Origin of the sequence: Bradyrhizobium genosp. P (assembly GCF_049949265.1) — a bacterium.
In the GTDB taxonomy this organism is placed as follows: domain Bacteria; phylum Pseudomonadota; class Alphaproteobacteria; order Rhizobiales; family Xanthobacteraceae; genus Bradyrhizobium.
Map to the genome: position 1 here is coordinate 6,665,672 of NZ_CP188195.1, position 14,443 is coordinate 6,680,114.

The following is a 14,443-nucleotide window of genomic DNA, read 5'->3' on the forward strand; positions in this document are numbered from 1 at the left end:
ACGAGGGGAAGGCGAATTCACATATGCCCGACTTCGTCCGGCACGTCGTAAAACGTCGGATGACGGTAGATCTTCGATTCCGCCGGCTCGAACATCATGCCCTTCTCGGACGGATCGGACGCGGTGATCGCATTCGACGGCACGACCCAGATCGAGAGGCCCTCGCCGCGGCGGGTGTAGATGTCGCGCGCGGCCTGCAGCGCGAGCGTGGCATCGGTCGCGTGCAGCGAGCCGACATGCTTGTGCGCCAGCCCATTGCGGCTGCGGATGAAAACTTCCCAGAGCGGTGTGTTCGGCGTGGCCATGTCGGCGCTCCCTTATTCTGCGGCTTGCGCGAGCTGGCGGCCCTTGCGCTTCTCGGCATAGGCCACCGCGGCTTCGCGCACCCAGGCGCCCTCATCATGTGCCTTGCGGCGCGCGGCCAGACGGTCGCGGTTGCAGGGGCCGTTGCCGGCGAGAACCTGGTTGAACTCTTCCCAGTCGATCGAGCTGTATTCCCAATTGCCATTCTCGTTCTGCTTCATGCCCGGATCGGGGATGGTCAGCCCGAGATACTGCGCCTGCGGCACGGTGGCATCGACGAATTTCTGGCGCAGCTCGTCGTTGGAGAAGCGCTTGATCTTCCACTTGGTCGAGACGTCGCTGTGCTGACTCGCCTTGTCGGGCGGGCCGAACATCATCAGTACCGGCCACCACCAGCGCTCCAGCGCGTTCTGCGCCATCGCCTTCTGCTCCTCGGTGCCGCGGCACAGCGTCACCATGATCTCAAAGCCCTGGCGCTGATGGAACGACTCTTCCTTGCAAACGCGGATCATCGCGCGCGCATAGGGACCGTAGGAGCAGCGGCACAGCGGAATCTGGTTCATGATCGCGGCACCGTCGACCAGCCAGCCGATGGCGCCAATGTCGGCCCAGGTCAGCGTCGGGTAATTGAAGATCGAGGAATATTTCGCCTTGCCTGACAACATCAGGTCGACAAGCTCTTCGCGCGAGGTGCCGAGCGTCTCGGCGGCGGCGTAGAGATATAGGCCGTGGCCACATTCGTCCTGCGCTTTTGCCAGCAGCGCGGCCTTGCGACGCAGCGTTGGCGCGCGGGTGATCCAGTTGCCCTCGGGCAGCATGCCGACGATTTCGGAATGGGCGTGCTGGGAAATCTGCCGGGTCAGCGTCTTGCGATAGGCCGCCGGCATCCAGTCGTTCGGCTCGATGCGCTCGTCGTCATCGATGCGCGCCTGGAACTGCGCTGCGCGGGTGGCATCCTCGATGCCGCGATCATCGCCGTCGGATGAATTGAGCGCCTGCGTATACATGGCCGACCTCCCGGTGTGCTATTGCGGTCAATATATAACACAAATTTCATAATGCAAGAATTTTTTGTAACATGTTTACTTGCCCTCGAAGCGACGCCCGACGGCGCCGTTCGGCCTCGGCAGTGGTCCGTCCTCGTTGGTTGCGTGGTCGTCAAGCCATTGTTCCGACGGCGAAAGCACCCCCCGGTAGATATCGCCGCAGAGTTTTCGCGCCGCCCTGCCCGGCCAGTCCTGTGGCAACAGCTGATACGGCAGCAGCGGATCGCGCAGCACGACGCGGCGGTAGTGGTGGATCAGCAGTATCCGCGCGGTGAAGGCATCGGCATCGCTGAGCTGTTCGCCACGACCGATCCAGCCGCGCAGCGGCTCGAACGTCTTGATAAACTTCAGATAGGCGTCCGCGGTGCGATCGAGCGGCCAGCTTTCGCTGAGCAGCCGCCGCCCGCTGTCGTCTTCCGCGGAGACTTCGAGGCGGATCGCGCGCGCGGCCTCGTCGGGGATCGGCGCACCCGACGGTGCGACCCAGACGCCGGGCAGCGGACTGCCGAAACCCGCATTCTTCAGCGCCTCGCGCGAGGCGTCGCGGTCTTCGGCATTGCCGATCAGCAGCAGCTCGAAGCGGCCGGTCCAGTCCGACGGCGGCGGGTCGTAGATGTGCTTCGTCGCGGTATCGAAGGTCTGCCGGCCCTTCTTGATCAGCCGATAGAAACTGTTGCGCCCGACCTTGTTGCGCTCGAGCCAGCCGTCCGCGGCGAGCCGCGACATCGCGGTGCGCACCACATTGCCGTCGATGTCGAGCGATTGGAAGAATTCCAGCAAGGTCCCGAGCCACACCGAGCCGCCGCGCGGCACGATGGCGTCGCCGAACACGGTGATGATGATCGAGCCCGTGCGCGACGGCTCGCGCTTCAACTGGTCGATGATGCGGGCAAGCGGCTGCGGCATGCCTCAACGCATACCGCGTTTTGTCGATTCACGACAATGCAGGTGGTTCACTTCTCCCTCGCCCCGCTCTTGCGGGGAGAGGGTTGGGGTGAGGGGCTGCTTCCGCAAATTCGAGAGATCGGAGTGCGCCGAGAGTCCCCCTCACCCGGATTGCATTCCGCTTCGCTGCATGCAATCCGACCTGTCCCCGCAAGCGGGGCGAGGTGAAGAGGGACTTCGCAAGTTGTCAGCGGTTCGGATCCGGATAAACCATGCTGCGCCAGCCGCCGCGATCGAACGGGGCCCATTCGCCGTCCTTCTGCGCGAGGCGGTCGGCGACGGCGTAGACGACGGCTGGATGATGGCCCATGCCGCAATGGCTGCTCTCGACCTCGATGCTCTCTGACATCGCGGAGGTCTGCTCACGGCAGCCCTGCCAGGCGCAGATGCCGTCGGTGCGGCTGAAGATCGCGGTGGTCGGCACCGGCGGGGCACCGGCTAGCGCACCGCCGAAGCGGACATCCTCGTCCTCGGCGCGGCGGCCGCTCGCCATCTCGTAGACCCGCCAGGCGTTGGTCGCCTTCGGATTCGAGGCAAATGGGCTGCCGAGCGTGATCACCTGGCGCACGCGATCCGGCATCATCTTGGCGAGTTGGCGCGCATAGAGGCCGCCGAGGCTCCAGCCGACCAGCGAGACCTTCCGGCCGCTCGCGTCGTTCATCTCCTGCAGCAGATCGACCATGGCATCCTGCACACCGTGACGAAGCCCGAGGTTGCGGCCCTGGCGCCAGCCGCTGACGGCGTAGCCTTTGCTGTCGAGAAAGCTGCGCAGCGGGCGGGTCGACGTATCGGACGCAATCAGCCCGGGCAGCACCAGCACCGGATGGCCGTCACCGCGCGGGGTGAGGCTCAACAGCGGCAGTGCACCGAGGAAGGCGCCGAGTTCGTGGATGGCACGGCCTTCCAGAAACATCAGTGTCCGGGACGGCGGGCGTAGCGTCTGCGCAGCAACCGACATTTCAACTCCTCTTCCGGCGTGGCCTCGACGTCTCGGCAGCCGGCAATGGGTCAACAGGAAGGGTCAAAGGGATTGACGCAAATCCGGGGAAATCGTTCCGCAATGCAACAATTCACCCATCCAGTGCAAAAGCTAAGGAACTGATCCGCTTAGCGCAAGCGACCCATTTCACACTTCACAACTCAAAGTGCCGCCGTGCCATGCCGGTCACAGCAGCCGCAGCAGGTATTCCAGCGTGTAGAGCGCCAGCCCGGCAAGGCCGCCGATCAGCGAGCCGTTGAAGCGGATGTATTGCAGGTCCTTGCCGACATTGACCTCGATCAGGGAGATTAGTTGCTCCATGTCCCAGCTCTTCATCTGATCGGCGATGAAGGTCGAGACCCCGCTCTTCTGCTCGGCAACGACCGTGCGCAGGATGGCCGTGAGTCCCTGGTTGATCTCGCCGCGCAGCTCTGCGTCACCGGCCAGCGCGTCGCCGGCCTCGACGAACATTCTTGCCAGTTGATGCTGCAACACCTGCGACTCGCCCGATGCACTGCGCTCGATGAAGTCCTTGACGTTGGCCCAGATCGTGCGCCCGAGATTGGCAAGCTCCGGCCGCGCCATCAAATCGCGCTTCAGGCCCTCGATGCGATCGGCGAACGCCTGGTCGCTGCCAAGACGGTCGACAAAGGACAGCAACATGCGGTCGAACTCGCCGCGGAACGGATGCTTCGGGTCGTTGCGCACCTCCTCGAAGAACTTCGTGGCCGAGGCGATGATCCGGTTCACCACGAACTTGTCGGCGCGATAGAGCTTCAGGAGCGTCGGCATCTCGCCGCGGACCTTGTCGCGGATCAGCGCCATCGTCTCCTTCTGCGTCAAGGTCTGGTGCAACGCGCGCAAGATGTCATCGAGCAGGCCCTCATGCCTGCCGTCCTGCACGAAGCCGCGCAGCGCGCCGGCCGCAAGCGGCGCGAGATCGACCGAGAGGATCTGCGTCGTGATGCGGCGGCTGATGAACTGCATCAGGCCCGATGACTCGGTCGCCGACAACGCCTCGGGCAGCATCCGCAACACGAAGCGCCCGAGATCCTCGGCGCGCTTGCGGTCGCGCAGCCAGTCGGCGATGAAGCTGCCGAAATCGATCTCGCGCAGCTTGGCGTCGACCGGCCCGGCGTCGAGGAAATTCGTCTCGATGAATTCGCCGAGCTTCTCGGCGATGCGGTGCTGGTTGCTCTGGATGATCGCGGTGTGCGGGATCGGCAGTCCCAGCGGCCGCTTGAACAGGGCCACGACCGCATACCAGTCGGCAAGCCCGCCGATCGTTGCGGCCTCGGCAAACGCTGCAATGAAGCCAAAGGCGGGATGCATCGGCAGCAGCGCCTTGGACGCGATGAAGACGACGAAGGTCGCGACCAGCACGCCCGTCGCCAGCCACTTCACGCGACGCAGCTCGGCCGCGCGTTCGACATCGACGGGAATGGCGCTGAGGGCGGCGGGAAGGGTCATGGTCCAATGCTAGCCGTCATTGCGAGCGAAGCGAAGCAATCCATTTCACCGCGCGCGGAGACGTGGATTGCTTCGTCGCTGTCGCTCCTCGCAATGACGGCAGGAGCGGCTTCAACGAAGTATGAAAAGCACCGGACAAAAAGAAGGCCCGCCTAAGCGGGCCTTCGAAAAGGGTAGTTGGTCAGATCGGCGCGATCAGGCGGTCTTGGTGTAGACCTTGGAGAAATTGTCCTGCGCGGTCTTGGCACCGTCGGCGACGAGCTTGCCGAGATATTCTGACGTGGCCTTCGCCCGCGAGACGAACACTTCGCCACGCGCACGGACCATCTCCGACTGGATCTGGGCGGCTTCGCTGAACGACTTCGCGGACGCGAGCTTGTCGATGCCGGCGAAGAACGCCTCGGCGTCCTGATAGATCGCCTGCTGGATGTTGCGGCTGATCTTGGCAGCCTCGGTCACCGAACCGGCAACGGCGGATTCGATCACGGCGGTCACCTTCTCGGAGCCGGCATACGCATCGGCAGCGCGGGTCTTCGCGGTCTCAGCCTGCTTCTTCACGAACTCACGGGCGGCTTCCGGAACTTCCAGGTTCTGGAGCTTGGTGAACGCCTCGGTGACGGGCGCGAAGGCTTCCTTGACGCTGTTCAGCACGGAATTGGTTTCAGTGGTCATTGGGGTCTCTCCATCCTCAGGTTTGAGCTATGGGCTCACCCCGTCCGGTTTGGCCCGGGGCAAAGGTGTTGTGACACAGTTAATGGTGCGATGCAATATATATGTTGTATTGCAATATCACGAGCATGTGAGCAGCGTAAATATCCGGCAGACTGCCCGCGAAACTGACGACAAGAGGTGCCTAATTACTGCTGAACCGCGGCCGGTAGCCCATAAGCCTCCATCTGGACACGGACCTGCGCCACATTGTGCCCGAGCACGACGATGTCATGCGTCTTGCCCTCCACGTCGCGGACGTGGTCGCGCAGCAGGGCCTCCGCCTTGAAGCCGAGGCTTTCGAACAGCGCGATCGCCGCACGCTGGTCGACTGTCATCTGCACCGAGAGCTTCTCCAGCCCGGCCCCCAGCGCGATGGCGAAGGTCTCCTGCGAGAGCGCCCGGCCGACCCCCTGCCCGCGGACATCCAGCGACACCACCATCCTGATTTCACCGACATGCGGAGACCAGGAATGCGGATCGCGCACCAGCGTGCCGCAGCCGACCACCTTGCCGTCCTTGAGCGCGACCAGGCTTGTGATGTCGCCGCGCTCGATCTCGTTGATCCAGGCCGACAGCACCTTCGGCTGGCCGATGTTACGCGGCAGGAACAGCAGATCGTGGGTCGGCAGCTTCTGCGCAAAGGCCAGCACCGCGGCCTCGTCCGCGCGGGTCATCAGGCGGAATTCGATGTCGCCAGCCTCGGTCTTGACGTGGCGCGGATAGGAACGTTGTTCGGTCATGTCGATCTCTTGCTCAACCAGGAGTCCAGTTTCGGCCACAGCCGCTTGATCGCGTTGGCGCCGGCGACGAGGCTGACATGACCGCCTTTCAGCACCACCTCCTCCTTGTCCTCGGAGCCGATCTTGGTGATCAGGTGCTTGGCCGCGTCATACGGCACGATATGGTCGTGCTCGGCGACCGCATGCAGCATCGGCACCTTGATGTCCGCAAGCTTCGCCTCGCGGCCGCCGACCGTCATGGTGTCGTTGTAGAGCTTGTTGTCCCACATCAGGTCCTTGGTGATGGCGCGGAAATATTCGCCCGCCAGCGGCAGCGTGTCGGTCGCCCAGCGGTCGAACATCCGGTACGACTTGACGAACTCGTCGTTCCAGATGTTGTCCCAGAGCTGCACCTGGCTTGCCGCTCGCGAGGCCGGCCGCAGCATCTCGAACGACTGCAGGATCAGTTCGGGCGGCATGTTGCCGACGCTGTCGATCAGGCCGTCGACGTCGAAATAGCGGCGGTCGGCGAAGTTCGAGAACAGCTTCATCTCGCGGAAATCGACCGGCGTGGTGAAGCAGATCAGGTTTTTCATCGGCCCATCGTTGAAAATCGAGCCATAGAGCAGCGACAGCACGCCGCCGAAGCAATAGCCGATGACCGAGATGTCCGTCTCGCCGGAATCCTGCTGCACGCGGCGCACGCAATCCGGGATGAAGTCGAGGACGTAATCCTCCATCCGAAGCGATTTCTCCTCCGGCTTCGGCGCGGCCCAGTCCAGCATGTAGACGTCGTAGCCGTGCTTGAGCAGGAATTCGATGAAGCTCTGCCCCGGCACCAGGTCGAGGATGTAGCCGCGATTGGTGGTCGCCATCACGATCAGCACCGGCACGCGATAGACTTCGCCCGCCATCGGCCGGTAGTGATAGAGGTTCATGGTGCCGCGCGAATGCAGCACATCCTTCGGCGTCGAACCGAGCGACGGGCCGGAGCTGGAGAAATACTCGACGCCTTTGATGCTGCGCTGGATCGCGCGCTGCACCTCGGACTGCACCCGCTCCGAGATCGAGGCGATATCAAAGCCCGTGGGAGCGTTCATTTGCGCTCTCCCTCCGGCGGTGGCTGTTTGGTGCGCGGCGGACGCGGCGCGGCGCCAAAGCCGCCCTCCGGCGCCAGCGAGTTGTGGTGCACCTGCTGCAGCAGCGCCTTGATCTCGTTGAGCTGGCCTTCGATCGACTGGATGCGCTCGGCCATGCCGACGAGTTGCGCGCGGCTCGGCAGATTCATCGCCAGCAGATATTTCTCCATCAACTCGCCAAGCTGCCTCTGCGCGCCCGCCGCAGCGCCGCCAGCCTGATTCATCACGCGTGAAAATTCCGGCGATGCCATCGCCTGGTTAGCGAAGGAGTTGAAACCCTTCTCCATCTCGCCCATCATCGTCTGCCAGATCACGGCAGGGTCGTTGCCCTTGTCGGCCATTCGGCGTCCTCCACACCAATTCCGAGCGCTTGGCGCGCTTCCGCTTGTTTGTGCCATACGACACCGTTCGCGTGGGTCGGTCAACTGCGCGGCGTCAACAGCGACATCGAAAGCCTTCTGCGCTGCGTCAAACCGTGGCATAGAGTTTCCTGACCGGATACCAGCAGGGGATGCCCGTGACCACGCTCGCCCATCAGCCACCGCAGATCATCCGCGCCAATGGCATCGACATTTGCTACGAGATATTTGGCGATGCGGGTGCGGAGCCGCTGCTGCTGATCATGGGCCTCGGCGCCCAGATGATCCATTGGGACGACGAGTTCTGCCGGCAGCTTGCCGCGCGCGGTTTCCGCGTCATCCGATTCGACAACAGGGACATCGGCAAGTCCTCGCATTTGAGCGGCGGCAAACGGCTGACCCCGCTCGAACTGCTCAAGCTGCGTTTCCTGAAGATCCCGGTCGCGGCCCCCTACAAACTGATCGACATGGCGCGCGACGCAATCGGGCTGATGGATGCGCTCGGCATCAGGACCGCGCATCTGGTCGGCGCGTCGATGGGCGGCATGATCGCGCAGGAGATCGCAATCACGTTTCCGGAACGCGTGCGCTCGCTGACCTCGATCATGTCCACCACCGGCAACCCGAAAATACCGGGTCCGACCCGCGAGGCGGGCGCGGTGCTGATGGCACCGCCGCCGGCGACTAAGGAAGAATATTTTGCGCGCTTCGCGCAGACTTGGAAGGTGTTGCGCAACGGCTCGTTTCCGGAGGACGAAGCGCTTGATCCCGCGCGCGCCAGGCGCACCTATGAGCGCGGCCTCAATCCGCCCGGCGTCGGCCGCCAGCTCCGCGCCATCCTTGCCTCCGGCAGTCGCAAGGAACGTTTGCACAGCGTCAAGGCGCCGACGCTGGTGATCCACGGCACCGTCGATCCGCTGGTCCATCCCGACGGCGGCAAGGACACCGCGGCCTCGATCCCCGGGGCGAAACTCCTGATGGTCGAGCACATGGGTCATGCGCTGCCGATCCCGATGTGGCCGCAGATCATCGACGCCATCGACAACCATGCTCACGGCGCCGCGGCGAAGGCGGCCTAAGGCAGGTTTCCTGAAAGTGACCTTGTGAGATCGAGGTACGCTCTTCCGGGCCGTCGGTGGAGGCTGTAGAGAGCGCAGCGCGCGAGGTCGTGCGGATCAAATCACCGGGAGCCCCTCAATGAACATCCTTCACCGGCCGCGAGCGGCCATCGCCGCCACCTTGCTGGTTGCGTTCGTCTCGACCTCGGCCATCGCGGCACCAAATGGGGCCCAGCAGGAAGCCAACCGCAAGGCGGTGCTGGCGTTCTACGAGAAGGGGCTGAACCAGAAGGATGCCGACGGCGCGCTCGCCTATGTCGGCGACCGCTATGTGCAGCACAATCCGGGTGCCACCGACGGCCCGGAAGGCTTCCGCAAGTTCATCGCCTTCCTGCGCGAGAAATTCCCGAACTCGCACAGCGAGATCAAGCAGTCATTCGTGGATGGCGACTACGTCATCCTGCACGTCCATGCGGTGCGCGAGCCCGGCACCCGCGGCAACGCGATCATCGACATCTTCAAGCTGGAGAACGGCAAGATCGTCGAGCACTGGGACGTGGTGCAGCCGATCCCGGAGAATCCGGCGAATAACAACACGATGTTCTGACAGTAGAGCGGGCTACGACTTCGTCGCAATCCAGATCACATGGCGTGCGCCGCCACCTTTGCCGGTGGCGCGGATGGCTACTTCGTTGACAGCGAACCCGGCCTGGCGAAGCGATTTCGGAAACTTCACATTCGGCCCTGATGACCAGACCGCGAGCACGCCGCCGCGCCGCAACGCGGTGTGTGCGATTTTGATCCCGGCGACTTCATACAGCGCGTTATTGGCCTTGCGGGTCAGACCTTCAGGACCGTTATCGACATCGAGCAGGATGGCATCAAAGGTGAGCGAATGCCGCTCGATCACGTCGGCAACATCCACCTCCTGGATGCTTACGCGCGGATCGTTCAGGCTGTCGCCGAATATCTCCGCCATCGGGCCTCGTGCCCAGGCGACGACTGCCGGCACCAGTTCGGCCACCACAATCCGCGCCTCGCGTCCGAGTGCTGAGAGTGCAGCCCGCAGCGTAAAACCCATGCCGAGGCCGCCGATCAGAAAACGCGGATTCTTGACCTTTTCGATCTGCTTGGCGGCAAGCGTCGCGAGCGCGGCTTCCGAACCCGACAGGCGGCTGTTCATCAGCTCGTTGGCGCCAAGCATGATCGAGAATTCGCGGCCCCGCCGCATCAGACGCAATTCGTCTTCGCTGCCAGGAATCCGCGCCGTATCGATTTTTTCCCACGGAATCATGCGACGGCTTCTAGCATGACCGCTGGTCGTAAAGCACCTTTGCGTAGCCTATCCGCCCGCCCAGACGTCGAGCACGTAGCGGTTCCTGGCGCCCATCTCCTCGATCCAGCGCGCGGCAGCATCGGCATCAGTGCGGGTGCGTTCGCGATAGATCGACATCAGCGTCGCCTTGACGTCGGGTTCCATCTTGCCGCCGTCGCCACAGACATAGATGACCGCGCCGTGCTGGATCAGGTCCCAAACCCGGTCCTTCTGCGCGGCGAGGAGATGCTGCACATAGGTCTTGGGACCGTCGGCGCGCGAGAACGCGGTGTGCAGCTCCGCGACCCCGTCGACCGCGAACGCCTTCAACTCATCGGCATAGATGAAGTCCTGTTCGGGGTGGCGGCAGCCGAAGAACAGCATCGCAGGGCCAAGCGTCGCGCCTTGCGCTCTTCGCGCCGCGCGCTCCTGGAGGAAGCCACGGAACGGCGCCAGGCCGGTACCCGGACCGATCATGATAATCGGTGCAGCATTGTCGTCGGGCAAGCGGAAGCCCGCCTTGGTCTCCTTCACAGTGGCATGCACGGTGTCGCCGGCACGGCGGCGCGCCAAATAGTTCGAGCAGACCCCCTTGTAGACGCCGCGGCCGGAGCTTGCTGGCGCCTCGACCACGCCGACGGTGACGCTGCAGCGCTGCGCCTCGCCGGCCGGTGACGACGAGATCGAGTAATAGCGCGGCGCGAGCAGCGACAGCATCTCCAGGTAAAGGTGGAACGGCAGCTCGCACGCCGGATATTCCTCGAGCAGATCGAACACCGATTTGCGCTTTGCCAGCACCTCGGCCCGGTAGCGCTGGGCGGAGGCATCGTCATCGCCGACATAGGCCATCAGCTTCGGCTTGGTCACCGGGCAGCGGGTCTGCTCGGCCATGATCTGGATCTGCTTGCGGGTCGCAACCTGCTGGAGATCGACGAATTCGGTGAGCAGGCGTCCGACCGACACCGCGTTGCCGACGGGCAATTGCGCGCGGCGGCCTTCGCTGACCTGAAGCTTGATCTGGTCGGCTGGCAGGAAGCCAAAACGGCGCGCAACGGAATCGACCAGCGTCGGATCGTTGCGTGGCACCACGCTGAGATGGTCGCCGACGCGATATGTCAGATTTGCCGGCAGCTCGACCTCGATGTGCCGGGTCGACCGCTCCGACGGATGCGCACCTGTCGTGTTCTGCAGCTCGTTGTTGACCAGCACCTTCATCGGCACCGCGCCGCCCTGCGTCACGATGGTGTTGACCGCGCCCTGCGCCACCGGCTCGATCGCGTAGAGCGGTTCGTCCTCGGCGGTGCGGGTGAAATTCCAGTCGATGCCGAACTCCCTGGTCGCGACCTTGGCGGCCTCCGGGAACCATTTCTGGAACTGGCCGTCGAGGTCGCTGCGCGCATCGCCCTCACCGCGCGGATAGACGGCGTGCGCGCCATGGGCGGCCAGTTGCTCGTCGATGAAGCGCGGCACCGATTGGTACGTCGCGGCCCAATCGCTGTTGCCACAGCCGAACACCGCGTAGCGCACCTTGGCGAAGGCATCCTTCGCCAGATCGTCGCCGAGCCATTTGACGAACTGCGTCGCGTTGTCGGGCGGTGCGCCATTGTACGACGCGCAGATGATCAGGACGCCGCCCTGCTCCGGCAGCTTGCCGACATAATCGTCGAGCGGACCGAGCCGCGTGGCAAAGCCATTGATCTCGGAGAGATCCGCCATGCGCGTTGCCAGCTCCTCGGCCGAACCGAGGTTGGAGCCATACAGCACCAGCATTGGCGTGTTGTGGCCCGGACGCGTGGCCGGCGCGCGCGGCGCCGTTGGCGCGGCGGCGGCGACACCGGCGCTGCCGGCGAACGTGCCGCGATCCCTGTCGTCGCGTGGCCGCACCTTGATCTTGAAGCCGTCGGGCTTGACCGTCAGCGTCTCCTTCAGGTGCATCTGGTAGCGGTGAATATCCATCAGCCTGAAGCGCTGCAGGATCATGCCGACCGCCAGCGCCGCCTCATGCATGGCGAAGCCGCGGCCGATACAGGCGCGCTGGCCGTTGCCGAACGGCTTCCAGGCATTGATAGGGCGTTTTGCTTCAGCCTCGCGGCTGAAATTCTCCGGATCGAACACGTCCGGTTTCGGCCCCCAGACGCTGGGGTCGCGATGCAGCGCCATCACCAAAATGGTGATGAAGGTGTTCTTCCTGAGCTTGTACTTGCCGCCGATGGTCTCGTCGTTCAACGGCGCGATGCCATAGGCCGGCGCCGGCGGCCACAGCCGCAGCGCCTCCTTGAGGCATTGCGTGATGTAGGTGAGCTGCGTCACCTGCTGATAAGTCGGCCGCGCGTCGATGTCGGGGCCGAGGACGCGGTCGACCTCCTCATAGGCCTTCTTCAATATATCCGGGTGCTTCAACAGCGCATAGATCGTGCAGGACAGCAGGCCCGAAGTGGTCTCGTGGCCGGCGATTAAAAAGGTGTTGATCTGATAGCGGATGTTGACGTCGTCGAGTTGCTCCCCAGTGGAGCGGTCGACGCCGGTCATCATTGCGGCCAGCATGTCCTTCTTGTCGTCGCTCGCAGCCGTGTTGCCGCGCCGCTCGGCGATGATCTCGTCAACCATCCTGTTCATGAAGGCGACGTCTTCGGTGAGCGTCTTACGCCGCTTCTGCATCCACAGGCCTTCGAGCGGCAGGCCGCGGGTCATCATGATGGTTTCGAGCGAGCGCACCAGCGACTCCACGAACGGGTGGTAGTCGCGGCGATAGAACGAATTGAAGCGGTAGTCGAAACCGCAGAGGCCGATGGTGTCCAGCGTCAGCGCCGTCATGTCGTGGACGACGTCGATCTCCTCGTCGGCGTTCAGCCGCTCCCATTTCTTGACCAGCTGCTCGGCGATATCGACCATGCTCGGGTGATAGGACTGCATGGCGCGGTTGCCGAACGGCTGCATCAGAATGTTATGCGCCTTGCTCCAGTTCGGCTCCCTGGTGTCGGCGGTGAACAGGCCGTCGCCACCGACCGCGCGCACGCGACGCAGCGAGCCGCGCACCGCCTTGTCGAACCGCTTCTCGTCGGAGAGCTCCTCGACCAGGTCATGGCCGGAGACGATGACGATCGGCGCACCCATCATGTCGAGCCAGAAGATCGGCCCGAGCTCCTTGGAAAGCCGCACCAGATCCTGCACCGGCGCGGTCGAATCCAGCGACAGCATGTTGCCGACAACCGGCTTCGTCGGCGGCTGCGGGATCGGACTCAGTCTGTTGCCGGACGCCATGTGTAGGATTGCCCCTGTCTTTTCCCTCTAGCCGTCATTGCGAGGAGCGAAGCGACGAAGCAATCCATCTCACCGTGTATGCGAGCCGACGGATTGCTTCGCTTCGCTCGCAATGACGGCGTTAGTGTCTCGTCGTCACCCAAACCGCTTTCTACGCCACTCGATCAGCTTGGCGCTGACTTCTTCGGGCTTTTCCTGTTGCGTCCAATGGCCGCTGTCCTTGACCAGGTACTTCTCGAGATCCGGCACCAGCTTCTCCATCCCGTCGGCGGCAGACGGCGGCAGTACCGCGTCGTTCTCGGCCATGATCATCAGCGACGGCACCCGCACGGTATGGTCCAGCCCCGCTGAGCGTTCCCAGTTGCGGGTGAAGTTGCGGTACCAGTTGATGCCGCCGGTGAAGCCCGTCCTGGTGAAGGTGTCGACGAACACCTTCTTCTCCTCCACTGAGAGGATCGGCGTCCGCGGATCGTGCTTGGCGTCGTAGTTCGCGATCATCTGCGGGAACGCCAGATTGAGCCGCGCAGAGGCACCAACGCCGGCGATCGGCGTTTCCTCCGGTGTGCCTGGCGGACGCGCGACCGGCTTGCGCATGAAGGCATCGAAGGTCTGCTCGACGCGGCTGCCGAAGATGCGGTCGGGCTCCCGCGCCGGATCCTGGAACTGGACGATGTACATCTGGTCGCCGAAGCGCTGGCGGAACAGCGCGATCGGGTCTACCGGCGCACGATCCCAGTGCGGCGTGTTGACGCCGACGACGCCGGCGACCCGCGACGGGTGCCGCAGCGGCATCTGCCAGACGACGAAACCGCCCCAGTCGTGACCGACGAAGATCGCCTTGTCGATCTTGAGGTGGTCAAGCAGGCCGACGAGATCGCCGGTCAGATGCTCCATGTCGTAGGCCTCGACCGGCTCCGGCCGGTCGGTCGCGCCATAGCCGCGCTGATCCGGTGCGATCACGCGGATGCCGGCTTCGCCCAGCGCCTTGAGCTGGTGACGCCAGGAAAACGCCATCTCCGGCCAGCCGTGGCATAACACCACCGGCGGTGTGTCGGTCTTGGGGCCGGCTTCGTAGAACCCCATACGGATGCCGTTCGTCTCGGCGAATTGCAGCGGCGGCATTTCAATCATGGACAGA

The 14,443-nt window shown here is 63.9% G+C and carries 14 protein-coding genes; 2 read left to right on the forward strand and 12 right to left on the reverse strand.

From position 1 onward, the window contains the following. Positions 1-17: 17 nt before the first annotated feature. From paaB to ACP2YO_RS32050, 9 genes are all read right to left on the reverse strand, one after another. Positions 18-305 carry a 1,2-phenylacetyl-CoA epoxidase subunit PaaB gene (gene paaB, locus ACP2YO_RS32010; protein ID WP_066504298.1) on the reverse strand — a complete coding sequence of 96 codons (288 nt, stop codon included), beginning with the start codon at positions 303-305 and terminating at the stop codon, positions 18-20. A gap of 12 nt (positions 306-317) precedes the next feature. Beyond that, on the reverse strand, positions 318-1,310 hold the full coding sequence (gene paaA / locus ACP2YO_RS32015; protein ID WP_426435128.1) for a 1,2-phenylacetyl-CoA epoxidase subunit PaaA: 993 nt from the start codon (positions 1,308-1,310) through the stop codon (positions 318-320). A gap of 75 nt (positions 1,311-1,385) precedes the next feature. Continuing rightward, the gene (gene paaX / locus ACP2YO_RS32020) at positions 1,386-2,255 is read right to left on the reverse strand and encodes a phenylacetic acid degradation operon negative regulatory protein PaaX (RefSeq protein ID WP_426435129.1); all 870 of its coding nucleotides are present in this window, start codon (positions 2,253-2,255) and stop codon (positions 1,386-1,388) included. Positions 2,256-2,481: 226 nt separating this feature from the next. Next, positions 2,482-3,252 (reverse strand): esterase/lipase family protein, encoded by a 771-nt coding sequence (locus ACP2YO_RS32025; RefSeq protein ID WP_426435130.1) that lies wholly within the window; start codon positions 3,250-3,252, stop codon positions 2,482-2,484. Between the two features lie 207 nt (positions 3,253-3,459). Then, positions 3,460-4,743 (reverse strand): DUF445 domain-containing protein, encoded by a 1,284-nt coding sequence (locus tag ACP2YO_RS32030; protein ID WP_426435131.1) that lies wholly within the window; start codon positions 4,741-4,743, stop codon positions 3,460-3,462. Positions 4,744-4,938: 195 nt separating this feature from the next. Continuing rightward, positions 4,939-5,415 carry a phasin gene (locus tag ACP2YO_RS32035; protein ID WP_426435132.1) on the reverse strand — a complete coding sequence of 159 codons (477 nt, stop codon included), beginning with the start codon at positions 5,413-5,415 and terminating at the stop codon, positions 4,939-4,941. A gap of 185 nt (positions 5,416-5,600) precedes the next feature. Further along, the gene (locus tag ACP2YO_RS32040) at positions 5,601-6,194 is read right to left on the reverse strand and encodes an N-acetyltransferase family protein (RefSeq protein ID WP_426435133.1); all 594 of its coding nucleotides are present in this window, start codon (positions 6,192-6,194) and stop codon (positions 5,601-5,603) included. Beyond that, the gene (locus ACP2YO_RS32045) at positions 6,191-7,273 is read right to left on the reverse strand and encodes a PHA/PHB synthase family protein (RefSeq protein WP_426435134.1); all 1,083 of its coding nucleotides are present in this window, start codon (positions 7,271-7,273) and stop codon (positions 6,191-6,193) included. Before ACP2YO_RS32045 ends, ACP2YO_RS32040 begins: the two co-directional genes overlap by 4 nt. After that, positions 7,270-7,653: a hypothetical protein gene (locus ACP2YO_RS32050; protein WP_426435135.1), complete on the reverse strand. Its 384-nt coding sequence runs from the start codon at positions 7,651-7,653 to the stop codon at positions 7,270-7,272. The genes ACP2YO_RS32045 and ACP2YO_RS32050 overlap by 4 nt, the downstream gene beginning before the upstream one ends. 170 nt (positions 7,654-7,823) lie before the next feature. Here ACP2YO_RS32050 and ACP2YO_RS32055 point away from each other — a divergent pair, with 170 nt between their 5' ends. Continuing rightward, positions 7,824-8,750 (forward strand): alpha/beta fold hydrolase, encoded by a 927-nt coding sequence (locus ACP2YO_RS32055; RefSeq protein ID WP_426435136.1) that lies wholly within the window; start codon positions 7,824-7,826, stop codon positions 8,748-8,750. A 118-nt stretch (positions 8,751-8,868) separates the two neighbouring features. Continuing rightward, positions 8,869-9,336 carry a nuclear transport factor 2 family protein gene (locus ACP2YO_RS32060; RefSeq protein ID WP_426435137.1) on the forward strand — a complete coding sequence of 156 codons (468 nt, stop codon included), beginning with the start codon at positions 8,869-8,871 and terminating at the stop codon, positions 9,334-9,336. A gap of 12 nt (positions 9,337-9,348) precedes the next feature. On the opposite strand, the gene ACP2YO_RS32065 is transcribed toward ACP2YO_RS32060, so the two are convergent. From ACP2YO_RS32065 to ACP2YO_RS32075, 3 genes are all read right to left on the reverse strand, one after another. Continuing rightward, complete coding sequence (locus ACP2YO_RS32065) at positions 9,349-10,023, reverse strand: spermidine synthase (protein ID WP_426435138.1); 675 nt, start codon at positions 10,021-10,023, stop codon at positions 9,349-9,351. Between the two features lie 48 nt (positions 10,024-10,071). Continuing rightward, the gene (locus tag ACP2YO_RS32070) at positions 10,072-13,305 is read right to left on the reverse strand and encodes a bifunctional cytochrome P450/NADPH--P450 reductase (RefSeq protein ID WP_426435139.1); all 3,234 of its coding nucleotides are present in this window, start codon (positions 13,303-13,305) and stop codon (positions 10,072-10,074) included. 135 nt (positions 13,306-13,440) lie between these two features. Next, on the reverse strand, positions 13,441-14,436 hold the full coding sequence (locus tag ACP2YO_RS32075; RefSeq protein ID WP_426435140.1) for an alpha/beta fold hydrolase: 996 nt from the start codon (positions 14,434-14,436) through the stop codon (positions 13,441-13,443). Positions 14,437-14,443 lie beyond the last annotated feature (7 nt).

Coding starts and splice junctions, on each gene's coding strand:
- ACP2YO_RS32065 (WP_426435138.1), bottom strand. CDS start 10,023: ATGATTCCGTGGGAAAAAATCGATACGGCGCGGATTCCTGGCAGCGAA.
- ACP2YO_RS32035 (WP_426435132.1), bottom strand. CDS start 5,415: ATGACCACTGAAACCAATTCCGTGCTGAACAGCGTCAAGGAAGCCTTC.
- ACP2YO_RS32060 (WP_426435137.1), top strand. CDS start 8,869: ATGAACATCCTTCACCGGCCGCGAGCGGCCATCGCCGCCACCTTGCTG.
- ACP2YO_RS32055 (WP_426435136.1), top strand. CDS start 7,824: ATGCCCGTGACCACGCTCGCCCATCAGCCACCGCAGATCATCCGCGCC.
- paaX (WP_426435129.1), bottom strand. CDS start 2,255: ATGCCGCAGCCGCTTGCCCGCATCATCGACCAGTTGAAGCGCGAGCCG.
- paaA (WP_426435128.1), bottom strand. CDS start 1,310: ATGTATACGCAGGCGCTCAATTCATCCGACGGCGATGATCGCGGCATC.
- ACP2YO_RS32050 (WP_426435135.1), bottom strand. CDS start 7,653: ATGGCCGACAAGGGCAACGACCCTGCCGTGATCTGGCAGACGATGATG.
- ACP2YO_RS32025 (WP_426435130.1), bottom strand. CDS start 3,252: ATGTCGGTTGCTGCGCAGACGCTACGCCCGCCGTCCCGGACACTGATG.
- paaB (WP_066504298.1), bottom strand. CDS start 305: ATGGCCACGCCGAACACACCGCTCTGGGAAGTTTTCATCCGCAGCCGC.
- ACP2YO_RS32045 (WP_426435134.1), bottom strand. CDS start 7,273: ATGAACGCTCCCACGGGCTTTGATATCGCCTCGATCTCGGAGCGGGTG.
- ACP2YO_RS32070 (WP_426435139.1), bottom strand. CDS start 13,305: ATGGCGTCCGGCAACAGACTGAGTCCGATCCCGCAGCCGCCGACGAAG.
- ACP2YO_RS32075 (WP_426435140.1), bottom strand. CDS start 14,436: ATGATTGAAATGCCGCCGCTGCAATTCGCCGAGACGAACGGCATCCGT.
- ACP2YO_RS32030 (WP_426435131.1), bottom strand. CDS start 4,743: ATGACCCTTCCCGCCGCCCTCAGCGCCATTCCCGTCGATGTCGAACGC.
- ACP2YO_RS32040 (WP_426435133.1), bottom strand. CDS start 6,194: ATGACCGAACAACGTTCCTATCCGCGCCACGTCAAGACCGAGGCTGGC.